Source organism: Ancylobacter lacus (assembly GCF_018390635.1).
In the GTDB taxonomy this organism is placed as follows: Bacteria; Pseudomonadota; Alphaproteobacteria; order Rhizobiales; family Xanthobacteraceae; genus Ancylobacter; species Ancylobacter lacus.
The window spans coordinates 183354-190559 of record NZ_JAHBGE010000063.1 but is presented as its reverse complement, the minus strand read 5'-3'; the positions used below and the strand labels follow the sequence as shown (position 1 = coordinate 190559).

Here is a 7206-nt window from a genome sequence, read left to right as displayed (position 1 = left end):
ACTTCCATATCATCGACCCGCGAAATTTCCGGGTTTTGATGTAGGCCGAGTATATCTCACGATCATCTTGCGTTTTTTATCGCGTCGGCGTGACATGTCCCTGCGTCGAGAACGCAGGGAGGATGTGACATGACCGACTCGCAGGAGAACAGCGCCCCGTCGCCGGGCTTCGCCACGCTGGCGATCCATGCCGGCGCCCAGCCGGACCCCACCACCAAGGCGCGGGCGACGCCGATCTACCAGACCACATCCTTCGTGTTCGATGACGCCGATCACGCCGCCGCCCTGTTCGGGCTGCAGGCTTTCGGCAACATCTACACCCGCATCGGCAACCCCACCAACGCGGTGCTGGAGGAGCGGGTGGCGGCGCTGGAGGGCGGCACAGCCGCGCTGGCGGTCGCCTCCGGCCACGCCGCCCAGCTTCTCGCCTTCCAGACCCTGCTCTCCCCGGGCGACGAATTCATCGCCGCCCGCAAGCTCTATGGCGGCTCGATCAACCAGTTCAACCACGCCTTCAAGAGCTTCGGCTGGAACGTGGTGTGGGCGGATTCGGACGACGTCGCCTCCTTCGAGCGCGCGGTGACGCCGAAGACCAAGGCCATCTTCATCGAATCCATCGCCAATCCCGGTGGCGTCATCACCGACATCGCGGCCATCGCGAAGATCGCGAAACGCGCCGGCGTGCCGCTGATCGTCGACAACACGCTGGCGACGCCCTACCTCATCCGCCCGTTCGAGCATGGCGCCGACATCGTCATCCACTCCGCCACCAAGTTCCTCGGCGGCCACGGCAACTCGATCGGCGGCATCCTGGTCGACGGCGGCAGCTTCAACTGGCTGCGGGAGGGGCGCTATCCCATGCTGTCCAAGCCCCGGCCGGAATATCAGGGGCTGGTGATCGGCGAGACCTTCGGCAATTTCGCCTTCGCCATCGCCGCCCGGGTGCTGGGGCTGCGCGATCTCGGCCCGGCGCTCTCGCCCTTCAACGCCTTCCTCATCCTCACCGGCATCGAGACGCTGCCGCTGCGGGTGCAGCGCCACAGCGACAATGCCCAGAAGGTGGCGGAATATCTCTCCACCCATCCCAAGGTGGCCTGGGTGAGCTATCCCGGCCTGCCGGGCGACCGCTACCACAACCTCGCCAAGCAATATGCGCCCAAGGGGGCCGGCGGCGTGTTCACCTTCGGGCTCGCGGGAGGCTATGAAGCCGGCGTCGGCCTGGTGTCCGGCGTGAAGCTGTTCTCCCACCTCGCCAATATCGGCGACACCCGCTCGCTCATCATCCACCCCGCCTCGACCACCCACCGCCAGCTCGCCGACGAGCAGAAGACCCTGGCCGGTGCCGGGCCGGACGTTGTGCGGCTCTCGGTGGGGCTGGAGGACGCCGCGGACATCATCGCCGATCTCGACCAGGCGCTGGCTGCCCTCTGAATCATGCACCGCAACATCAAGGGCGGCGCCGGCAACGGCCGCCGCCCTTTTTCGTGGCAGGTCCCGGGCGCGCCAGCGGGCACAAGGGTTCCCGCCCCGGCTGTTTGCTTCTTCAGCGTCGGACTGCACAATGCAGCGGCAGCCGGCGCCGGCGCGAGAACGCCCCGCCCTGTGCATAGCGCATAGCCGGCCCTTGCGGAAACCGCCCCTGTGGCACCGCCGCGACAGTCCCCATCTTCCCACCGAACCGCCCGATTATGCCGCGCAAATGCCCGATTTGCTGATTCTTCGGCGGGTACAGGCCGTTCAAAGACGCGGCCGCAAGGCTGGCACAAGGTGAATGAAGTGTGACCTTCACATGCGTCGGACGCATTGCTGGGATGCAGCATACTTCCTAGCGAAAGCGCCCGCTGTCGAATACATAGGCATCAGATTGCTCAGCGGACGTGCAGCCGAAACCCGGCGCCGACGTTGCCAAACCGTAGGACAGGAGAAAAATCATGCTGCTCTGGGGCCTTGTTGCCAAGCAGGTTCGTCGTTACCAGGCCTATCGCCGCACCATCGCCGAGCTTTCCCAGCTCGACGACCGCACGCTGGCCGACATCAACGTCGCCCGCGGCGAGATCACCAGCGTCGCCCGTCGCGCGGCCGCCGCCGCCTGATCGACACGCCCACCGCCACGGTCCCGGCCTCGTCGGGACCGGAGAGAAGACTCCGACACAGGCCCCGGCGCGCCGGGTCCGCTACGAGCCCTTCCACGAAGGCCCCGGTTCGAAGCTGGGGCTTTCGTCGTTCTGGAGGGGTTTTCGACCCGAGGCGCCGCACGCGCCGACGAGGTGACAAGCGCCCGCAAATGGTCCACCAAGCGGGTGGAGCGCAGGCGCCCGGCCCGCGCGCAGCGACGGACCCGCGCCATGAAGTGCCTGATCGTCATTCCCGCCCGCTACCAGTCCACCCGCTTTCCCGGCAAGCCGCTCGCGCCCATCGGCGGGGTGCCGCTGCTGGAGCGGGTGGTGCGCATCGCCGGCATCGCCGCCTCGCAGACCGGCGCCGGCTTCGTCGTGGCGGCGGATGACGAGCGCGTCGCCGAGCTGGCCCGCGCCATCGGCGCCCCGGTGGTGATGACCCCGCCCAAGCTCGCCTCCGGCTCCGACCGTGCCCTGGCCGCGGCGCAGGCCCACGCCCCGGATGCCGACTTCATCGTCAACCTGCAGGGCGACCTGCCCTTCACCCCGCCGAGCTATGTCGCCGGCCTCATCGAGGCCGCCCGCGCCAGCGGGACCGGGGACGGCGCCCCCCAGGTCTTCACCCCGGTGGTCCAGCTCTCCTGGGAGGCGCTGGACGGGCTGCGCGCCCGCAAGCAGATCACCCCCTTCAGCGGCACCACCTGCATCGTCGGCCAGGGCGGCCGGGCGCACTGGTTCTCCAAGAACATCCTGCCGGCCCTGCGCGACGAGGCGGGCCTGCGCGCCGCCGGGCCGCTGGCGCCGGTGTTCCGCCACATCGGGCTCTATGGCTACCGCGCCGAGGCGCTGCGCTTCTTCGTCGCCGCGCCGGTCGGCCATTACGAGCAGCTCGAAGGGCTGGAGCAGCTCCGCTTCCTCGAGGCGGGGGTGCCGATCCAGACCGTGGCGGTGAAGCCGGCCCGCATCGCCATGTGGGGCATCGACACACCGCAGGACGCCGCGCTCGCCGAGCAGCACCTCGCCCGTGCCGGCGACCCGCTCCAGCACGGGCTCTACGACGGCGAGGGGTGAGGCGCGCCGGCCGGCACCGGCCACGGCAGCCGCCTCTGGCGCGCATGTGGGCACCGGCCGGCGATGGCGGAAAAAACGGCGACTTGCGCCGGCGGAGCCCACTTTCCCGGTTTCCACGCCGCGCCGCTGCCGCCACTATCGGCGCCGTCACCTGCGGCCGGGCCCCTCGCGGCGTCGCCGCCCCCGCCACAGCGTCAGCCCGGAAGCATCCCGATGTCGTCAACGAAGCACATGGTTCTCGGCGGCCTGTTCGAGGCGAATGGCTATCATTCCTCCGCCTGGCTGCTGCCGAGCGCGCAGGACAATGCGGCCACCGATGTCGCCTATTTCCAGCGCATCGCGCAGATCGCCGAAGCCGGCCTCCTCGACTTCTTCTTTCTCGCCGACACCCCGGCCGCCCGCACCGAGAAGCTCGACGCCTGGACCCGCGGCCCGCTCTACATGAACATGCTGGAGCCGCTCACCCTGCTCTCGGCGGTCGCGACCGCCACCTCGCGGATCGGGCTGGGCGCCACCGCCTCCACCAGCTTCTACGAGCCCTACAACGTCGCGCGGCTGTTCGCCTCGCTCGACCACATCAGCCACGGCCGCGCGGCGTGGAACGTGGTGACCTCCTCCAACGACTTCGCCGCCCGCAATTTCGGCCTCGACCGCCTGCCCCCGCACAACAAGCGCTACGCCAAGGCCCGCGAGTTCTACGAGGTGGTGCGGGCGCTGTGGGACACATGGGAGGACGACGCCTTCATCTACGACAGGGCCGGCGCGCGCATGTTCGACCCGGCGAAGTTCCACATGCTCGACCACCAGGGCGAGTTCTTCCGGGTGCATGGCGGGCTGAACATGGCCCGCCCGCCGCAGGGCAGCCCGGTGATCTTCCAGGCCGGCGCCTCCGAGCCGGGTCGCGACCTCGCCGCCGAGACCGCCGAGGTGGTGTTCGGCGCCGCGGTGACGCATGAGGAGGCCGTGCAGTTCTACCGCGACCTCAAGGGGCGGATGGCCCGGTTCGGGCGCCACCCCGACGAGCTGAAGATCCTGTCCGGCGTCTCCATCGTGGTCGGCGACAGCGAGCAGCATGCCCGCGAGAAATGGGCGTACTGGCAGGACAACGTGCATATCGACATCGGGCTGATGTACCTGAAGACCGATCTCGAGACCGACCTCTCCGACCTGCCGCTGGACGAGCCGGTGCCGCTGCACCGCATCCCGGAATCGGCCAACTTCACCCATGTCTATTTCGACGAGATCGTCGGCCTCATCCGGCAGGGGCTGACGCTGCGCGAGGTGTGCAAGCGCTACAACCGCAGCAAGGCGATCTTCTTCGGCACCCCGGTCGCGATCGCGGACCAGATGCAGGCCTGGGTCGAGGGCGGCGCCTCCGACGGCTTCATGATGGCCTTTCCCGTGCTGCCGGACAGCCTCGTCGAATTCACCACCACGGTGGTGCCGGAGCTGCAGCGCCGCGGGCTGTTCCGCACCGCCTATGAAGGCACGACGCTGCGCGACAGCCTCGGCCTTCAGCGTCCGGCCAACCGCTACACCCTCGCCCGCGAGGCGGCCGCCAGCCGGCCGGTGGCGGCGAACGGCTGACGCCCCGCCCCGTCCCGCCGACAACCCGGCTCCCGAACGAGAAAGAGCGCGCCCGGCGCCGTGCGCCGGGGCGCGGCTGTGGACAGCGCCTGAACCGCGATCGTGGCTTCCCGCGCGCGGCGGGACAGGCTAGAGCACGCGCCACACCGGCCGGGGCAACGGCCGGGGCAAGGACGCGTGCCCCGCCGCCCTGCCGGCGGGCCGACAGAGCGAGGCACCATGTTCAGGACGGCGACCACTCCCGAGGAGGCCATCGACCGGCTGGAGGCGCTGTATGGCGAGGCCCGCGAGGCGCTGCGCCACGACCTCGCCCGCTTCTTCGAAACCGGGCGGGCGCCGGACGCGGCGGAAAGGGCGCGCTACCGCTACCCCCTGCTGCGCATGACCTACGACCCGCTGAAGGCCTCCGGCGCCCGCAGCCAGCGCGGCTACGGCAAGTTCGCCTTTGCCGGCGTGCACCAGACCACCGTCACCCAGCCGGCCGAGTTCCGGCCCTATCTGCTCGACCAGCTCCGGCCGCTGGTCGCCGATTACGGCGCCACCATCGAGACCGGCATCAGCACGCAGGAAATCCCCTACCCCTACGCGCTGGACGGCGGCGACGAGCTGGGCCGCGGCAAGGTCACCGCCTCCGAGCTGGCCCGCCACTTCCCGACCCCGCTGCTGTCGCTGGTCGGCGACGAAATCGCCGACGGCACCTATGAGCTGGTGGAGGGCGAGCCGCGCCCGCTGGCGCTGTTCGACGCGGTGCGGGTGGACTTCTCGCTGCGCCGGCTGGTGCACTACACCGGCACCGACTGGCGCGCCGTGCAGCCCTGGGTGCTGCTGACCAACTACCACCGCTATGTCGACCAGTTCGTGCGGCTCGGCCTCGCCGAGATCGCGGCCGGCAGCGCCGAGGCGCTGGTGACACCGGGCGGCATCCGCATCGACCGCGACACGCTGGACGCCGAGGCCTTCGACCGGGTGATGGCGGCGCCGTGGCACCGCTTCCAGATGCCGGCCTATCACCTCGTCCGGGCCGGCGGCGCCGGGGTGACGCTGGTGAATATCGGCGTCGGCCCCTCCAACGCAAAGACCATTACCGACCACCTCGCGGTGCTGCGGCCGCATTGCTGGCTGATGGTGGGCCATTGCGGCGGGCTGCGGCAGACCCAGATCATCGGCGATTATGTGCTCGCCCACGCCTATCTCCGGCAGGACGGCATTCTCGACCAGCTCGTGCCGCCGGACATCCCGATTCCCGCGCTGGCCGAAGTCCAGGTCGCGCTGGAACAGGCGGCGGCGGAAGTGACCGGGGAGAGCGGCGACCGGCTGAAGCAGCGCCTGCGCACCGGCACCGTGGTGACGCAGGACGACCGCAACTGGGAACTGCGCTGGACCCAGGAGCGCCGGCGGATCAACCTCTCCCGTGCCATCGCCGTCGACATGGAATCGGGCACCATCGCCGCGCAGGGCTACCGGCTGCGGGTGCCCTACGGCACGCTGCTCTGCATCTCCGACAAGCCGCTGCACGGCGAGATCAAGCTGCCGGGCGCGGCCAACGCCTTTTACGAGCGGGCGGTGAGCGAGCACCTGAAGATCGGGCTCGCCGCGCTGGAGCGGCTGAAGCAGACCGGGGCCACCATCCACTCGCGCAAGCTGCGCTCCTTCGACGAGCCGCCCTTCCGCTGACGCGGCGGGCCGGCCGCTCAGGCCCCCGGCGCGGGCGGGCGGCGGTCCCATTCCACCAGCCGCCAGCGCCCGCCCTCATGGACGAGGCGGCAGAGCGCGCCGGTGCGCACCCGGCTGTGCGGAAGCTCGGGCGAGGTTGCGAACCCCGCCACGCGGAACAGGCCGCGCAGCGTGCCGCCGGACGTTGCCGCCAGCACCGTCTCGCCCGCCGGCCGCGCCGCCATCTCGGCGAGGAAATCCGTCAGCGCCGCGAGGAAGTCGGCCTCCTGCGTGACCCAGCCGGCCCCGGCCGGCCACACCCCTTCGGCACTCCAGGCCGCCAGCGTGGCGGCGGGCACCTGCCCGTCCAGCTCGGCGTTGGTGCGGCCTTCCCAGGTGCCGTAGTCGATCTCCTGAAGGCGGGTGTCGAGCGCGATGGCGGCCTCGTCCTGCCCCAGCTCGGCGGCGAGCGCGGACGCGCTCTCGCGGTGGCGGCGCAGCGGCCCGCGCCGGATCGCGTCCGGCCGCACGCCCTCGCGCTTCAGCATCTCGCCGACCGCGCGGGCCTGGGCGACGCCCTCCGCCGTCAGCGGCAGATCGGTGCGGGCGCCGACCCAATGGCTCGGCTGGCCGGCCTCGAAGGTGTTGCCGTGGCGGAGGAGGAGAAGCTGCATGGACATTCACCGCAAGCCTGTGGAGGCCGGCGACTGAAACGGAGTCCCGGCGCGATGGCAAGCCCGCGCGCGCCACGCCCGCCCGGTGCGAGCCTCCCGTTGCC

6 protein-coding genes are annotated in these 7206 nt (G+C 70.6%); 5 read left to right on the top strand and 1 reads right to left on the bottom strand.

What is annotated here, in order from left to right:
• Positions 1-129: 129 nt before the first annotated feature.
• From KHC27_RS15695 to KHC27_RS15675, 5 genes are all read left to right on the top strand, one after another.
• Positions 130-1431 (top strand): O-acetylhomoserine aminocarboxypropyltransferase, encoded by a 1302-nt coding sequence (locus KHC27_RS15695; RefSeq protein WP_213340319.1) that lies wholly within the window; start codon positions 130-132, stop codon positions 1429-1431.
• Between the two features lie 500 nt (positions 1432-1931).
• A complete protein-coding gene (locus tag KHC27_RS15690) occupies positions 1932-2093 on the top strand; it encodes a DUF1127 domain-containing protein (protein WP_213340318.1) in 162 nt (53 codons plus the stop codon).
• Between the two features lie 252 nt (positions 2094-2345).
• Positions 2346-3188, top strand: a complete 843-nt coding sequence (locus KHC27_RS15685) for a 3-deoxy-manno-octulosonate cytidylyltransferase family protein (RefSeq protein ID WP_213340317.1) — start codon at positions 2346-2348, stop codon at positions 3186-3188.
• Between the two features lie 213 nt (positions 3189-3401).
• Entirely contained in the window at positions 3402-4775 is a 1374-nt protein-coding gene (locus tag KHC27_RS15680) for an LLM class flavin-dependent oxidoreductase (protein WP_246519977.1), read from the top strand.
• A 219-nt stretch (positions 4776-4994) separates the two neighbouring features.
• The gene (locus KHC27_RS15675) at positions 4995-6449 is read left to right on the top strand and encodes an AMP nucleosidase (protein WP_213340316.1); all 1455 of its coding nucleotides are present in this window, start codon (positions 4995-4997) and stop codon (positions 6447-6449) included.
• Positions 6450-6466: 17 nt separating this feature from the next.
• On the opposite strand, the gene KHC27_RS15670 is transcribed toward KHC27_RS15675, so the two are convergent.
• Entirely contained in the window at positions 6467-7102 is a 636-nt protein-coding gene (locus KHC27_RS15670) for a histidine phosphatase family protein (RefSeq protein ID WP_213340315.1), read from the bottom strand.
• Positions 7103-7206: the final 104 nt, after the last annotated feature.